A 14,644-nucleotide genomic window follows, 5' to 3' on the forward strand; every position below is an offset into this window, starting at 1 on the left:
TCGGAGGAGCTGAGTCATGCGCGTGCTCGGGATCGATCCCGGCCTCACCCGCTGCGGTGTGGGCGTGGTCGAGGGCGACCCCGGTCGGACGCCGACGCTGTTGCTCGCCGACGTCATCCGGACGGCGTCCGATCTGGAGACCGGCCAGCGCCTCGCGGCGTTGGAGCGGTCGCTGGTGCAGTACCTCGCCGAGTACCGTCCGGACGCCATCGCGGTGGAGCGTCCGTTCGCGCGCCGCGACGTCTCGACCATCATCGGCACCGTCCAGGCGGCCGGTGTGGTCCTGCTCGTCGGGACGCGCGCGGGCCTCAGCGTCGCCCAGCACACGCCGACCGAGGTGAAGGCGTCCATCACCGGCAGCGGACGGGCCGACAAGGCACAGATCGGCCACATGGTGATGCGGATCCTCAAGCTGGACGCCCCGCCACAGCCCGCGGACGCCGCCGATGCGGTCGCCCTGGCCGTCTGCCATCTTTGGCGAGCGCCGGCCATCGCGCGGATCGAGCAGGCCCGGGAGCGCGCCGAGCTGGCCCAGAGCATCGCCCAGTGCCGCGCGAGGGCGCGCGAAAGGAGGCTGGGATGATCGCCCAGATCACCGGGAATGTCGTGTCGGCCGGGCCGACCTGGATCGTCGTCGAGCTGGGCGGGCTCGGCCTCCGGGCGCTGACGACGCCGTCGACGTCGGCCGGGGCCAGGCCGGGCCAGCCCGTCACGCTGCAGACGTCGCTCGTCGTGCGCGAGGACTCGCTCACCCTCTACGCCTTCGCGGACGCCGACGAGCGCGACGCGTTCGAGCTGGTCCAATCCGCGTCGGGGATCGGCCCCAAGATCGCCCTCGCCACGGTGTCGGTGCTGCCTCCGGACGCCCTGCGTACCGCCATCTCGACAGCGAATCTCGTCGCGCTGATGAAGGTGCCCGGCATCGGGAAGAAGGGCGCGGAACGGCTGGTCATCGAGTTGCGGGACAAGGTCGCCGGGCTCGGCTCGGGCGCCGAGCCGGCCGCCCAGGCCGCGCCCGCGGCGTCCGGCTGGCAGGACCAGGTCGCCTCGGGCCTGGAGACGCTCGGCTGGTCGGCCCGCGACGCCGCCGCCGCGGTCGAGCGCATCGCGCCGCTCGCCGCCGAGGACCCCACCCTGGGCGTCGGCGCGCTGATGCGCGCCGCCCTGCGCACGCTGGCGAAGGGCTAGTCCATGGCGAAGCTCACGGACGATCCGCTGGACCCCCACGCCCACGTCGGCGACCTGGCCGCCGAGTCGGCGCTGCGACCGCCGTCGCTGGCCGAGTTCAAGGGCCAGCCGCGCGTCGCCGAGCAGTTGGAGCTCGTGCTGACCGCCGCCCAGCGGCGCGGACGCGTCCCGGATCACGTGCTCCTGTCCGGCCCGCCTGGCCTGGGCAAGACAACCCTGGCGATGATCATTGCGAACGAGATCGGCGTCCCCCTGCGCATCTCGTCCGGGCCGGCGATCCAGCACGCCGGCGACCTGGCCGCGATCTTGTCTGGGCTGTCCGAGGGCGAGGTCTTCTTCCTCGACGAGATCCACCGCATGTCGCGTCCGGCCGAGGAGATGCTGTACCTGGCCATGGAGGACTTCCGGGTCGACATCATCGTCGGCAAGGGCCCGGGGGCGACCGAGATCCCCTTGGAGATCCCGCCGTTCACCCTGGTCGGGGCCACGACCCGCGCGGGCCTGCTGCCAGGCCCGCTGCGCGACCGCTTCGGCTTCACCGGGCAGCTCGACTACTACGAGACGGACGCCCTGGTCGGCATCGTCGAGCGCTCCGCGTCGCTGCTCGGCATCGCGATCGATCGCACGTCAGCGACCGTCATCGCGTCCCGGTCGCGCGGGACGCCTCGCATCGCGAACCGGCTGCTGCGCCGCGTCCGCGATTACGCGTTGGTTCGTCGCAACGGACGCATCGACCCGGCCGTGGCGTCGGAGGCGCTGACGCTGTACGAAGTGGACGAACTGGGCCTCGACCGTCTTGACCGGGCCGTCCTGGAGGCTGTCTGCACCCGGTTCGGTGGCGGCCCCGTGGGCCTGTCGACCCTGGCGATGAGCGTCGGCGAAGAGACCGAGACCGTCGAGGAGGTCGCCGAGCCGTTCCTGATCCGGCAAGGCTTTCTGATGCGGACGCCTCGAGGTCGCGTCGCGACCCCCCGGGCCTGGCAGCACCTGGGTCTGTCGGCGCCGCGCGTCGAGGGCACTGGGGTGCCGGACCTTTTCAGCGACACAGACCCCACGCGCTAGTCTTGCTCGCCGGTGGCCTGTCGCCATCGCACACGACCCGAGGATTTCCAATGGACTACACGACGTTGCTCACCATGGCCGCGGTGATCGCTGTCGGCTATTTCCTGCTCATCCGTCCCAGCCAGAAGCGCCAGGCCGAGCAGCAGAAGACCCTGAGCTCGATCGAGCCCGGCGTCCGCATCATGACGACCGCCGGCGTGTTCGCAACCGTGGTCCACCTGGGCGAGAAGCAGGCCGTCCTGGAGATCTCGCCCGGGGTTGAGATGACCATCGCCAAGGCGGCGATCGCCAAGGTCGTCGCCCCCGCCGACGAGGAGTTCGAGTACGACGACGCCTCGGCCGAGCCGGCCGCGACGGTCGACGAGGCGGCGACGGAACCCATCGCGTCCGAGGCGGTTCCGGGCACGGAGTTCCAGGGCTACCCCCGCCCCGACGACAAGATTTAGACAGGACTGTTTGTGGCCACCACGAGCACCAACACGCACCAGCACCCGCTCCGGACGCTCCTGATCTTCGGGGCGTGCGTGATCGCGCTCTACGCGATCATGGCGATCAACAACATCTGGACGCCGAAGCTCGGCCTCGATCTGCGGGGCGGTACAACGATCACGCTGACCGCGGCCAACGTGTCCGGGTCGGGTGCCGTCGACAAGACCAGCCTCGAGCTGGCCCGCACGATCATCCAGCAGCGCGTCGACAGCATCGGTGTGGGCGAGTCGCAGGTCACGACCTCCGGTGACACCCAGATCATCGTCGCCGTGCCGAACGTCGCCCCCGACAAGCTCAACGAGATGGTCGGCCAGACCGCGCAGCTCTACTTCCGTCCCGTGAACACCATCGCGGCGTCCCCGGTGCCCGCGGCGACGGCGTCCCCGTCAGCCGGCGCCACGCCGGCGGCCGGCGCCACGCCGACCTCGGACGCGACGGCGTCCGGACCCTCGGCGTCCCCGACCCCGAACCGCCGCCCGCTGCCCATGCTGCCGACGCTGCCGCCCACCCCGCGCCCGACGGTCGCGGCCGACAAGCAGCCGACCACGGCCGAGGCCATGGCCTGGACACCGACGCCGCAGGACCAGGCGGAGTTCGAGGCCTACAAGTGCGGCGACCCGTCGCCCACCCCGGACATCACCGATCAGCCGTTGATCACGTGCGATCGCGCTGGCCAGACCAAGTTCCTGCTGGGCCCGGTCATCCTGAAGGGCAGCCAGCTCACGAGCGCGTCCGCCGGCATCCCGCAGGGCCAGGTGGCGCCCATCGTCGCTCTCCAGTTCAACGCCGAGGGTGCGACGATCTTCGAGCAGGCGACGAAGGCCTTGGTGGCCAAGACGTCCCCGCAGAACGCCTTCGCCATCGTCCTCGACTCGAAGGTGATCTCCTACCCCGAGATCAACCCGCTGAAGACGCCCAACGGCATCGCCGGCGGCGGTGCCGAGATCTCGGGCAGCTTCACCATGGCCTCGGCCCAGGATCTTGCCAACGTCCTGAAGTACGGTGCCCTGCCGCTGTCCTTCGTCCTGTCCGAGCAGAACACCGTGTCCCCGACGCTCGGCGGCGAGCAGCTGCACGCCGGCATCATTGCCGGGCTCATTGGCCTCGCGCTCGTGGTGATCTACTCGCTGATCTATTACCGGGCCCTGGCCGTCGTGGTGGTGGCGTCGCTGGCGCTGGCAGCCGCGATCACCTACGCGTTCATGGTGCTGCTGGGCCAGGCGATGGGCTTCGCGCTCAACTTGCCCGGCATCGCGGGCGCGATCGTCGCCATCGGCGTCACGGCCGACTCGTTCATCATCTACTTCGAACGCATCCGCGACGAGGTCCGCGACGGTCGAACCCTGCGCACGTCCATCGAGACCGGGTGGCTGGGATCGCGGAAGACGATCGTGATCGCGGACGCCGTGTCCGTCCTGGCCGCCGTCGTCCTGTTCGTCTTGGCCATGGGCGCGGTGAAGGGCTTCGCCTTCACCCTGGGCCTGACGACGCTGATCGACGTGGCGATCGTGTTCTTCTTCACCAAGCCGCTGGTGACGCTGCTCGGCCGCACGAAGTACTTCGGCGAGGGGCGCAGGTTCTCCGGCTTCGAGCCCGACCACATGGGCGCACGCCGCCGTCCAGGACTTCGCCCGCGCACGCCCGCGGCGGCCGGAAAGGGGGCGTGATGAGCGCCACGGAGACCACCACGCTCGGTGAGGCGGCTGACGCCAAGCGCGGCTCGCTTGCCCACCGGCTCTACACCGGTCAGCTGTCGTACGACTTCGTTCCCAAGTGGAGGCGTTGGTTCGTCATGTCGGGCGTCCTGCTCGCCATCTCGGTCATCGCCTTGGCGACGCGGGGGCTGAACCTGTCGATCGACTTCCGGGGCGGCACCCAGTTCGTGGTGCCCACCGCCGTGACCGCCACGTCGATCGACGACTATCGCCGGACGGTTCAAGCGCTCAACCTGCCCGACATGGCAGAGGTCCATGTCAGCACGGTCGGAACCGGCCAGGTCGACGTGCAGGTGCGCAGCCTCAACGCCGAGGAACTGGGCAAGGTCCGCTCCGCTTTAGCGGAGAAGGCGCAGCTGCAGCCGGCCCAGGTGACGAACAGCCTGATTGGCGCCTCGTGGGGTCAGCAGATCACCCAGGCCGGCGTCGTCGCCCTCCTGGTGTTCCTAGCGCTGGTCAGCCTGATGATCTGGGTCTACTTCCGGGACTGGAAGATGTCGGTGGCGGCCATCAGCGGCCTGATCCATGACCTGATCCTGACCCTGGGCGTCTTCGCTGTCCTGCAGTTCGCGTTCAGTCCTGCCAGCCTGATCGGCATCCTGACGATCCTGGGCTACTCCCTCTACGACAACGTCGTGGTGTTCGACAAGGTGCGCGAGAACGTCAAGGACATCACCAAACAGAGCCGCACCTACTCGGAGGCCGCCAACACCTCCGTCAACCAGGTGCTGGTCCGGTCGATCAACACGACGATCATCGGCGTGCTGCCCGTGGCGGCCATTCTGTTCGCCGGCACCTTCATCCTCGGCACCGGCCCGCTGAAGGATCTCGGCCTGGCCTTGTTCGTCGGCATGCTGACCGGCGCCTACAGCTCGGTGCTGATCGCGACGCCGCTGCTCTGCCTGATGCGTGAGGCCGAGCCGGCTATGAAGGAGCACCGGGCGCGCCTCGCCCGCCGGGTGACCCGCAGGTCGGCTCCCGCAGCCCCGTCGGCCCCGGTCGCCACCGTCGCGGTTCAGGAGGCGTCCACCCTGAAGCTGGCGCCCGTCGCCACCACGGACGTCCCGGACCTCTCCCAGGGCTTCAAGCAGCCGCCGGCCGCTCGCGTCCAGCCCTCGAAGTCGTCCCGCGCTGACAGGAAGAAGCCGTGAACTCCCGGCAGCAGCTCATCATCGACCTGATCCGCGACGTTCCGGACTGGCCGAAGCCCGGGGTGGTCTTCAAGGACATCACTCCGCTGCTCGAGAAGGCCGAGGGGCTCCGCGCCGCGGTCGACGAGCTGTGCGCCCAGGCGCCCGGGCCGATCGACGTCGTCGTGGGCATGGAGGCGCGCGGGTTCATCTTCGCGGCGCCCGTCGCCCTGCAGCTGGGCGCCGGCTTCGTCCCGGTGCGCAAGCCGGGCAAGCTCCCCGGACGGGTGATCGAGCAGCAGTTCTCGCTCGAGTACGGCCACGAGACGCTCACGATGCTGCACGATGCGCTCTGGCCCGGCGCCCGGGTCATGGTGGTCGACGACATCCTCGCCACCGGCGGAACGGTCGCGGCGACGGCGTCCCTGCTGAAGCAGTTGGGCGCCGAACTGGTGCACGTCGCGGTCCTGATGGAACTGGGCTTCCTGAACGGGCGAAAGGCCCTGGACGCCGCTGGCATCGACTCCTACTCGGCGGTCGTCGTCGTCTGAGTCGTCGCCGACGCGGATCACTCGTCGGCGGGGCCTACACTTACCTCCCACGGAGCGGGGAGGTGAACCATGGCAGGCGCGACATCAGACCGAGGACGGCGGGAGGCGTCCGGACCGAGACCTTCGCCTGCCCCCGCGTCAACCGCGACGGACGCCGCACCCTTCGGCCTGGACGAGCCGCGTCCTGACCCGGCCATGGCGGCGATCGACACCGACAGCCAAGGCCACCGCGTCCTGCCCCCCGAGGTCGCCAAGACCGAGCAGCCTCGCCTGCGCATGCGTAACGTGCTGGCGCGCCTCGGCGGCCAACGCACCACCTACGACGCCCAACTCGAGCCGCTGCTGAGCGCGATGCGCGCCCACCACCCCAAGGTGGACGCCGCACTCATCGAGCGGGCCTACAAGGTGGCCGCCCGCCACCACCTGGAGCAGAGCCGCAAGAGCGGCGATCCCTACATCACGCATCCGCTCGCGGTGGCGACGATCCTCGCCGGGCTGGGCATGACCGAGCCGACGATCGTGGCCGCCTTGCTGCACGACACGCTGGAGGACACGTCCTACACGCTGGACCAGCTGCGGGACGACTTCTCCGACGAGGTCGCCACGATGGTCGACGGGGTGACGAAGCTGGACAAGCTCACCTACGGCGAGTCGGCGAAGGCCGAGACCATCCGCAAGATGGTGATGGCGATGAGCCGCGACATCCGCGTCCTGGTGATCAAGCTCGCCGATCGCCTGCACAACATGCGGACGATCCACTTCCTGACCGACGAGAAGCAGAAGCGCATCGCCCGCGACACGCTCGAGATCTACGCCCCGCTGGCCCACCGGCTCGGCATGAACGCCATCAAGTGGGAGCTGGAAGACCTGAGCTTCGAGGTGATCGAGCCGAAGATCTACCACGAGATCGTCAGCATGGTCACCGAACGTGCGCCGATGCGCGACGAGTACCTGCGGACCGTGATCGAGCAGGTCAAAGGTGACCTCGCCGAGGCGCACATCAAGGCGACGGTGTACGGGCGTCCGAAGCACTACTACTCGATCTACCAGAAGATGATGGTCCGCGGCCGCGACTTCTACGAGATCTACGACCTCGTGGGCCTCCGCGTGCTGGTCGAGGACAAACGCGACTGCTACGACGTGCTGGGCATCCTGCACGCGCGCTGGCGTCCGCTGCCTGGCCGCTTCAAGGACTACATCGCGATGCCAAAGTTCAACCTCTACCAGTCGTTGCACACGACCGTGGTGGGGCCGGGTGGGCGTCCGGTGGAACTGCAGATCCGAACGCACCAGATGCACCGGGAGGCCGAGTTCGGCGTCGCGGCGCACTGGAAGTACAAGGAAGGCGGCGCGGGCACCGAGATCAACTGGGTGCAGTCGATCTCGGAGTGGCAGAAGGAGACCGAGGACTCGGGCGAGTTCCTCGACACGTTCCGCGACGAGATCAGCCGCAACGAGGTGTTCGTGTTCTCACCGAAGGGCGACGTCATCTCGCTGCCACAAGGCGCGACGCCCGTCGACTTCGCCTACGCGATCCACACCGAGATCGGCCATCGCTGCATCGGCGCGCGCGTCAACGGACGCCTCGTGCCGCTCGACAGCCAGCTCGAGATGGGGATGTCGGTCGAGGTCATCACCTCCCGCGCCACGAACGCCGGCCCGAGCCGCGACTGGCTCAACTTCGTCAAGACGCCGCGGGCTCGCTCGAAGATCCGGCAGCACTTCACCCGCGAGCGCCGCGACGAGTCGATCGAGCTGGGCAAGGAGGCGCTGACCAAGCAGCTGCGCCGCCGCGGCCTGTCGATCTCGCGGACGATGACCCCCGAGCACCTGATGGGCGTCGCGCAGCATTACCACCTGGCGGACGCCGTCGCGCTGTTCGCCGCGGTGGGGGAGGGCAACCTCAACGCCCAGGCCGTCGTCGGCCAGCTGATCGACTCGATGGGCGGCGGGGACGCCGCGGCGGAGGCGTCCGCTGCGGATCAGCCGGTCCTGACCGGACGCTCCATCCGAAAGAAGCTCAACGCGACCGGCGTGGCCGTGGACGGCGATCCCGACATGTGGGTGAAGCTCGCCAAGTGCTGCATGCCGGTGCCCGGCGACGAGATCGTCGGCTTCGTGACGCGCGGCGAGGGCGTATCGGTGCACCGCAAGGACTGCACGAACAGCAAGAGTCTGTTCAACACGCCCGAGCGGATCGTCCCGGTCGGCTGGACCCAAGCCGCGGACGCCGCGTACCTGGTTGCCGTTCAGGTGGACGCCATCGATCGCTCGGGCCTGATCACCGACGTCACCCGTGTGCTGTCCGACATGAGGATGAACATCATCTCCGTGAACGCGAAGGGGAGCCGCACGGGCGAGTTCGGCATCCGGCTGGCCTTCGAGACCCCGGATCCGCGGCACCTCAACAACGTCATCTCGGCGATGCGCCGCGTCCCGGGGGTCTTCGACGTCTACCGGACTCAGGCCAGCTGACCCGCCTCAGGACGCCGCCGGCGCGAGTTCGTCCGCGGGAAGCGCTTCAGGCGCCCGACTCGCGCTAGTCACGACCAAGCATGCGGTCGCGCAGAGCAAGAGTCCCACCACGGTGACGCTGCCGAACCAGGGCGGGGAGTCGTGGGAGACGTAGCCGGTGACGGCCATCGAGTCCGCACCGGTGGCCAGACCAAGGGACGCCGGCCGCTCAGGCGTCCGACAGAAAGGGGCCGGACGGCGTCCGACCCCTGAATCCGACGAGGGCCTACCGCTTGAAGTCCTCCAGCGTGGCCTTCGCCTGGTCGAGCCAGGTGGTGTAGGTGTCGATCGAGTCCTGGGCCTTCTTGGCGGCGGCCTTGTCGCCCCGAGCCTCGGCCTTGGCGATCTTCTCGGTCAACTTGGCGATCTCGGCGCTCAGCATGCCGACCGTCTCCTCGGCGCGCTGACGAGCCTCGGGATCGGTGCGCCGCCACTCGTCCTCCTCGGCGGACTTCACGGCCTGCTCGATAGCGCGGAGGCGGTTGTCGAGGCCGCGGATCGCATCCCGCGGCACCTTGCCGAGCGCGTTGTACCTCTCCAGGAAGGTGCGGAAGGCGGCGCGGGCCTCGTTGACGTCCTTCACGGGCACGATGGACGCCTCGGCCTGCGCCAGCAGCGCCTCCTTGGCGTCCAGGTTGCCCTTGAACTCGGCGTCCTGCTCGTTGAGGGCCGCCGACCGGGCGGTGAAGAAGGCGTCCTGCAGGCCGCGGAACTCGGTCCAGAGCGCCTCGTCGACGGCGCGCGGCGCGCTGCCGGCGGCCTTCCACCGAGTCATGAGATCGCGGAACGCGCCCGAGGTGGCGCCCCAGTCGGTCGAGGTGGCCAGTTCGCGCGCCTCGGCGATGATCTGGTCCTTGAGCGACTTGGAACTGTCGCGCTTGGCGGCCTGCTCGGCGAACTGCGACTTGCGGCGCCGCGTGTACGTCGTGCGCGCGGTCGAGAAGCGATGCCAGAGGGCGTCGTCGGTCGCCCGATCGATGCGGGGGAGCCCACGCCACGCCTCCAGAAGGTCGCGGAACCGGTTCACGCCCGCCCGCCAGTCGTTGCCCTCGGCGAGCTTCTCGGCCTCAGCCACCATGGCCTCCTTGGCCTCGCGCGTCGCCTCGTGCTGCTTGGCGCGCTCCGCCTTCCGGGCTTCGGACTGCTCGGCCAGCAGGGGGCTCAGAGCGTCGAGCTTGGCGGACAGGGCCGCGAGGTCACCGACGGCGTTCGCGCCGGTCACGCTCTTACGGACGATCCCGATCGACTGCCGAGCCTCTTCGGGGCTGAGTGACCCGTTGCGGATTCTCTGGTCGAGGAGTCCCACCTCGACTTCCAGTGCCTCGAATCGCCGGACGTAAAAGGCGAGGGCCTCGTCGGCGGGCATCCCGGGAATCTGACCGACCGCACGCTCGCCGTCAGCGGTGAGCACGTAGACCGTGCCGTCCTCCGCGACGCGGCCGTGGCTCGCCGGACCTGTCGTTTCACTCATGGGCGATATTTTGCCCCATTCGGGCCGCGCCCGCTTCATCGCCCCGCGCGGAGTGGAACGCCGAGCCTCGCAGGGGCGGCGATAGGGTGTCGGGGTGTTTCTCGCATCCTTCCCGGCCGGGCCCTGGCAGACCAACTGCTACCTGGTCGCGCCCGAGCGCGGACGCGACGTCGTGGTCATCGATCCGGGTGTGGGCGCCTTCGACGTCATCAGGCAGAGTCTGGACGCCGACGGCGCCGGTGTTGCCGGCGTCCTGTTGACCCATGGGCACATCGACCATGTGGCGTCCGCGGCGGACGTCGCCGATCACTGGGGCGTCCCGGCCTGGATTCACGCCGCCGACCGGGAGTTGCTGACCGAGGCGGGGCCGATCCTGTCGTCGTCGCTGAAGCTGGCCCTGGAACTCGGCGTCGACCTCCGCGAGCCCAAGGACCTCCGGCTGCTGGCCGGGGGAGAGGACCTGTCGCTGGGCGGCCTGGACTTCCACGTCCACGCCGCGCCTGGGCACCGCCCGGGGTGCGTGATGTTGTCGCTGCCGTACGGCGGAATCGACGAGGACGAGCCGTCCCAGTTGCTGTTCACCGGCGACGTGCTGTTCGCCGGCTCGATCGGTCGAACCGACCTGCCCGGCGGCAACGCGGCCGTCATGGGACGCACCCTCCGCGACGTCGTCTCGGTGCTGCCCGACGACTGGGCAGTGCTATCGGGCCACGGGCCCGAAACCTCGATCGGCGCCGAGCGCGCGAGCAACCCGTACCTGCAAGACCGCTACCTGAGGACGCTATGAGCCGCCCCAAGCCCCTGTCCGGCTTCCCCGAGTTCCTGCCCGCCGGACGCATCGTCGAGCAGGCCGTGCTCGACTCGCTGCGCTCGACGTTCGAGCTGCACGGGTTCGCGTCCGTCGAAACCCGGGCCGTCGAGACGATGGAGTCGCTGACCCGCAAGGGTGAGATCACCAAGGAGGTCTACGTCGTGCGCCGCCTGCACGCGGCGGAGGGCGAGGCGTCCGACGATCTTGGGCTGCACTTCGACCTGACGGTCCCCTTCGCGCGCTACGTGCTGGAGACCTCGGGCCACCTGGCGTTCCCGTTCCGGCGCTACCAGATCCAGAAGGTGTGGCGTGGGGAGCGGCCGCAGGAGGGCCGCTACCGCGAGTTCGTCCAGGCCGACATCGACATCGTCGGCGAGGGCTCGCTGGCCGAACACCACGACGTCGAGGTCGCGCTGGTGATGCTGGAGGCGCTGGAGGGACTGCGAGCGCTCGGAGTCCCGCCGGTCACCATCCACGTCAACAACCGCAAGCTCGCCGAGGGCTTCTACCGCGGCCTCGGCGTCGACGACCACCTCGCCGTCCTGCAGCGCGTCGACAAGCTCGACAAGATCGGGCCGGACGCCGTCCGCGGGCTTCTGGTCGACGAGTTGGGGATGGCGCCCGAGTCTGCCGACAAGTGCCTGGCGCTCGCGACCATCACCAGCGCCGACGCGTCGTTCGTGGACGCCGTCCGCGCGTTGGGCGTCCGAAACGACCTGCTGGACGAGGGGCTGGAGGCGCTGGCGTCCGTCGTTCGGGCGGCGGCCAAGGTCGCGCCCGGACGCGTCGTCGCCGACCTCAAGATCGCCCGCGGGCTCGACTACTACACCGGGACCGTCTACGAGACCGAGCTCGAGGGCTACGCCAAGCTCGGCTCGATCTGCTCGGGCGGGCGCTACGACTCGCTGGCCACCGACGGCAAGACGACCTACCCGGGCGTCGGGATCTCGGTCGGGGTGACGCGCATCCTGGGCGTCCTGATCGGACGCGGCAAGCTCGTCGCGTCTCGGTCGGTGCCGACGTGCGTGCTGGTCGCGGTCGACTCGGAAGACACCCGAGACGCCGCCATGGCCGTCGCGTCTCGGTTGCGTTCTCGCGGCATCGCGACCGAGGTCGCGCCGAAGGCTGACAAGTACGGACGCCAGATCCGCTACGCCGAGCGCCGCGGCATCCCGTTCGTCTGGTTCGGGGAAGGCTCGGTCAAGGACATCCGCTCCGGCGACCAGTCGGACGCCGACCCCGACACCTGGACGCCCCCGGCGTCCGATCTGCGGCCGACGGTCAGCGCGGGGTGAGCGAGCCGTCGCTCTGAGTCCGACCTGTCCGGATCGACGACGAGGCCGAAGTCCTGGCGTACTGGGATCTGGACATGGCGATCTGGCGGTCCATCGAGCCCGGCTTCGTTGACGTTCCCTTTGCTGAGTACTCCCATCGTCTTGGTGCTCCCGAGCCCGGCTACGAGCGTCGGCGGTACGTCGCGATCGCAGCTGGCAGCTTCGTCGGCCTGGGCTGGGCACTGTTGCCGATGAACGGCAACCTCAGCCATGCCTACGTCTCGGTGCGCGTCGCCCCCGAGTGGAGGCGCCGCGGCTTCGGCCGTGCCATCGAGGCCCAGATCCGCGCCGAGCTGCCGGCCCAGCGGACGGAGTTGCACGGCTGCGTCGAGTTCTTCGATGGCCACGCCAGCGAGGGCTGGCTGGTGGCGGTGGCTCGCCTGGGATACACCGAGGTCGAGAGGAGCGTGCTCAGCGCCTTACCGCTGCCCGTCGCGAATGACGTGCTCGATTCCTTGGCGGGTCCGACTCCGGCCGGGTACCGAGTGGAGAGCTTCCAGGGAGCCGTCCCGGTGGCGTATCAAGCCGGTGTTGGGATCCTGGATGGGCTGGTCAACGCCGACGCGTCCACCGGGGACGCTCATGTCGAGCCCGTTCCAGTGCACCCAGAGGACTACCGGGCACAGGTCGCCCTGCTCCAGGCCGCGGGGCGCGACCTTCTCACCAGCCTGGCGCTGACAGACGACGAGCGGGTGGTCGGCTACACCGTGCTGCAGCTACCGAGCGATCCCCGACGCGAGGTCTACCAACAAGGGACGCTCGTGCTCGCTGAGCACCGCGGCCACGGGCTTGGCCTGGCTCTCAAAGTCGCCAACCTCCGGGCCCTGCAGGCGCTCGATCGCGGCGATCCCAAGGTGACCACCGGCAACAATGACGCCAATCGTTGGATGCGCGAGATCAATCAGCGGTTGGGTTTTCAACCCAGCGGCTCGGAGGTGTGGTTCCGGCGGCTCGTCGAGGCGTCCTGACTCAGGATCCGTCCTCTGGATCGCCGTGCTCCAGGGCCTCGATCACGTTCGCCACCGTCTGCTCCTGGGAGCCGCTGGCGTCCACGGTGTCGGCCCGGGGACGCTGCTGGACGAAGGCGTTCAGCGCCTCGATGAGCGCCGTCGCGTCGCTCGGTGCGATCGGACCCTCTTTGCGCGGCTCGTCCGTCGCCGAACGCTCCGCGATCCGTCGCCGCAACTCGGACGCGGGCACCATCAACACCAGTTCGTGGAAGGACGCGCCCAGGTCGCCGGCGCCAGCCTCCAGCTCGTCCACGAAGTCGGAGCGCGCAACGTACTGGGCGATGACGACGTCGCTGCCGGCCGCGAGCTGTTCGCGGGCTGTCTCCACGGCTTGGGCGCGGGCGAGTCGTCCGGCGGCCTTGCGATCGGACGGCCAGGACGGAAGGGCGTGCTTCAGGTCGTCAACGTCGATCGCGATCGCGCGGGGGAGACGCCCCGCGACCAGGGCGCCGATCGTGGACTTGCCGACGCCCGGTGCACCGTTGAGCAGGACGAGTCGAGCCATGCCCGCATCGTAGGTGTCCCCGGGCTCGGCGGGCGAGGAAATCACGGTGTGAATGGGCCTGGAATGTCAGGGAGTCGGACAGCGTTGCTGCCCGGTGAGGAGGCAACACCATGACCAACACCATCGACACCGCGACGCTCATCAAAGGTCTCGTCGACCCCGACCAGAACGTGCGCCGGGAGGCTGCCATCGCGCTGGGCGGCGTCCGGACGCCACAGGCGGCGGGCGCGCTGGTGGCCCGCCTCGGCGCCGAGCAGGACTGCTTCGTCCGCGAGGCGCTGACCTGGGCCACCGTCCACGCGGGCGAGGTCGCGGTGCCGGGCGTCCTGGACCAGCTGACGAGCCCGGACGCCTCCGCGCGCATGCAGGCGGCCCACGTCCTCAGCAAGATCGCCGATCCGGCGCACGCCGAGCACATCATCCCCGTGGTGGCGGACGCCGACGCCCAGGTGGCCGTCAAGGCCTACCGCGCCGCCGCGAACACGCGTCGCGCCGAGGTGGTGCCGGCGCTGATCTCCCGGCTCGCCGACGGCGACCTCGAGCAGCGCGACGCCCTCAACAGCGCCTTCGCCACGCTCGGGGAGGTTGCCCTGGACGACCTGGTCACGGCCCTGGGAGATGCGCGTCCGGCCGCTCGGGCCCATGCCGCGGACGCCCTGGGTCACGTGGGCTCGCCGACGGCCGACGCCGCCGTTGATGCCTTGTCAGGCCTCCTGGGCGACGCGGACGCCGACGTGCGGCTCGCCGCAGTCAGCGCCCTCGGCGAACTGGATCGGCAAGCCGCCGTGGACGCGCTCACGCGCGCCGCGGCGTCCGATGATGCTGTCGTAGCAGGCGTGGCGAAGCGGCTCCTGGGCCGCTGAG

The 14,644-nt window shown here is 69.7% G+C and carries 14 protein-coding genes; 12 read left to right on the forward strand and 2 right to left on the reverse strand.

Going from position 1 to position 14,644, the window contains the following annotated elements; all coding sequences use genetic code 11:
• The first annotated feature begins 16 nt into the window (after window positions 1–16).
• The 8 genes from FN821_RS02375 (at window position 17) to FN821_RS02410 (ending at window position 8,610) form a co-directional block, all read left to right on the forward strand.
• A complete protein-coding gene (locus FN821_RS02375) occupies window positions 17–583 on the forward strand; it encodes a crossover junction endodeoxyribonuclease RuvC (RefSeq protein ID WP_131170958.1) in 567 nt (188 codons plus the stop codon).
• A complete protein-coding gene (gene ruvA / locus FN821_RS02380; RefSeq protein WP_131170959.1) occupies window positions 580–1,188 on the forward strand; it encodes a Holliday junction branch migration protein RuvA in 609 nt (202 codons plus the stop codon). The genes FN821_RS02375 and ruvA overlap by 4 nt, the downstream gene beginning before the upstream one ends.
• Window positions 1,189–1,191: 3 nt before the next feature.
• Window positions 1,192–2,250 carry a Holliday junction branch migration DNA helicase RuvB gene (gene ruvB / locus FN821_RS02385; protein ID WP_131170960.1) on the forward strand — a complete coding sequence of 353 codons (1,059 nt, stop codon included), beginning with the start codon at window positions 1,192–1,194 and terminating at the stop codon, window positions 2,248–2,250.
• A 50-nt stretch (window positions 2,251–2,300) separates the two neighbouring features.
• Entirely contained in the window at window positions 2,301–2,696 is a 396-nt protein-coding gene (gene yajC, locus FN821_RS02390) for a preprotein translocase subunit YajC (protein ID WP_131170961.1), read from the forward strand.
• Between the two features lie 12 nt (window positions 2,697–2,708).
• Window positions 2,709–4,406: a protein translocase subunit SecD gene (secD, locus tag FN821_RS02395; protein WP_241660059.1), complete on the forward strand. Its 1,698-nt coding sequence runs from the start codon at window positions 2,709–2,711 to the stop codon at window positions 4,404–4,406.
• Window positions 4,406–5,605, forward strand: coding sequence for a protein translocase subunit SecF (gene secF, locus FN821_RS02400; protein WP_131170962.1), 1,200 nt, complete (start codon window positions 4,406–4,408; stop codon window positions 5,603–5,605). Before secD ends, secF begins: the two co-directional genes overlap by 1 nt.
• Complete coding sequence (locus tag FN821_RS02405; protein ID WP_131170963.1) at window positions 5,602–6,135, forward strand: adenine phosphoribosyltransferase; 534 nt, start codon at window positions 5,602–5,604, stop codon at window positions 6,133–6,135. The genes secF and FN821_RS02405 overlap by 4 nt, the downstream gene beginning before the upstream one ends.
• Before the next feature lie 276 nt (window positions 6,136–6,411).
• Complete coding sequence (locus FN821_RS02410) at window positions 6,412–8,610, forward strand: RelA/SpoT family protein (protein WP_206661976.1); 2,199 nt, start codon at window positions 6,412–6,414, stop codon at window positions 8,608–8,610.
• Window positions 8,611–8,875: 265 nt separating this feature from the next.
• Here FN821_RS02410 and FN821_RS02415 read toward each other — a convergent pair whose 3' ends face one another.
• Window positions 8,876–10,120, reverse strand: coding sequence for a DUF349 domain-containing protein (locus FN821_RS02415; protein WP_131170965.1), 1,245 nt, complete (start codon window positions 10,118–10,120; stop codon window positions 8,876–8,878).
• Window positions 10,121–10,214: 94 nt separating this feature from the next.
• On the opposite strand from FN821_RS02415, the gene FN821_RS02420 reads away from it, so the two are divergent.
• The 3 genes from FN821_RS02420 (at window position 10,215) to FN821_RS02430 (ending at window position 13,233) form a co-directional block, all read left to right on the forward strand.
• Window positions 10,215–10,907, forward strand: coding sequence for an MBL fold metallo-hydrolase (locus FN821_RS02420; RefSeq protein WP_131170966.1), 693 nt, complete (start codon window positions 10,215–10,217; stop codon window positions 10,905–10,907).
• On the forward strand, window positions 10,904–12,226 hold the full coding sequence (gene hisS / locus FN821_RS02425; protein ID WP_131170967.1) for a histidine--tRNA ligase: 1,323 nt from the start codon (window positions 10,904–10,906) through the stop codon (window positions 12,224–12,226). Before FN821_RS02420 ends, hisS begins: the two co-directional genes overlap by 4 nt.
• Window positions 12,227–12,300: 74 nt before the next feature.
• Entirely contained in the window at window positions 12,301–13,233 is a 933-nt protein-coding gene (locus FN821_RS02430; RefSeq protein WP_131170968.1) for a GNAT family N-acetyltransferase, read from the forward strand.
• 1 nt (window position 13,234) lies between these two features.
• Here FN821_RS02430 and FN821_RS02435 read toward each other — a convergent pair whose 3' ends face one another.
• Window positions 13,235–13,780, reverse strand: coding sequence for a P-loop nucleotide/nucleoside kinase family protein (locus FN821_RS02435; RefSeq protein ID WP_131170969.1), 546 nt, complete (start codon window positions 13,778–13,780; stop codon window positions 13,235–13,237).
• A gap of 110 nt (window positions 13,781–13,890) precedes the next feature.
• On the opposite strand from FN821_RS02435, the gene FN821_RS02440 reads away from it, so the two are divergent.
• Complete coding sequence (locus FN821_RS02440) at window positions 13,891–14,643, forward strand: HEAT repeat domain-containing protein (RefSeq protein WP_131170970.1); 753 nt, start codon at window positions 13,891–13,893, stop codon at window positions 14,641–14,643.
• Window position 14,644: the final 1 nt, after the last annotated feature.

This window comes from Propioniciclava tarda, from assembly GCF_900182665.1.
In the GTDB taxonomy this organism is placed as follows: domain Bacteria; phylum Actinomycetota; class Actinomycetes; order Propionibacteriales; family Propionibacteriaceae; genus Propioniciclava; species Propioniciclava tarda.